The organism is Leisingera sp. ANG-M1 (assembly GCF_000813745.1).
Lineage (GTDB): Bacteria > Pseudomonadota > Alphaproteobacteria > Rhodobacterales > Rhodobacteraceae > Leisingera.
In genome coordinates this window covers 195,371-196,214 of record NZ_JWLC01000020.1, presented here as the reverse complement: position 1 = coordinate 196,214, position 844 = coordinate 195,371, and the positions used below count along the sequence as shown (strand labels likewise).

At 59.7% G+C, this 844-nt stretch carries 1 pseudogene; it reads right to left on the bottom strand.

The features are described from left to right. Window positions 1-47: 47 nt before the first annotated feature. A pseudogene (locus RA19_RS17690) lies at window positions 48-844 on the bottom strand (N-methylproline demethylase); the annotation flags it as partial.

Sequence of the window (844 nt, the reverse complement as noted above, 5' to 3'; positions counted from 1 at the left end):
CCACCGCCGACGAAATGGTGCCGCATCCTATAAATCCCAAACGCATGCTAGATATCCTTCATTAACCGCAGCGCATCATAGATTGCCGCATGAGTATTGCGGGCTGAAACCGCATCTCCGATACGGAACAACTGGAACTGCCCCGCAGGGTTTGCGGAGATTTTCTGCGGCGTCCCCTCTATCAGGGCGCCATAGTCCACTTCCCCTCGGTTCACCGCGCGATCCTTGAGCGCAAAATAGAGATCATCCAGCGGCATCGTGCCATAGTTAACCACCACTTGGTCATACTCCGCCTGATAAGTATGGCCGCTGTAATCCGTGCCGATGGTTGCAACCAGCCGGTTGCCACGGCGTTCGGCCGCCAGCAGGCGGCGTGCCACGGTAAATGCCGCATCCTTGTCCTGCAACGCGCGCATATAGGGTACCAGGTTCATCCCCATTACGTCTGGAGCGAAGGTCCGGTCAGGCGTCATTACTTCTACCTTCGCCCCGGCATTGGCTGCCGCTTCGGCTGCCATGAGGCCGGGGTGGTCGCCGCTTTCATCATAGATCAGCACATGCGCCGCCGGCTTCACCTCTCCAGAGATGATGTCCCAGGCAGAGATCGCATTGACGGCATCGCCCCGGGTTTCGAACAGTTCGGTGTTTGGCATGCCGCCAGTGGCCACAATTACAACATCCGAATTAAGAGCCGTCACATCTCCCGCCTCAGCCCAGCTGTTGAACCGGAATTCGACGCCGCGCGCCGCGCATTGCGCCATGCGCCAGTCGATGATCCCAATCATTTCCGCTCGGCGCGGGTTCTGCGCAGTCAGCCGCACCTGGCCGCCGGGTTCAGGCGCGG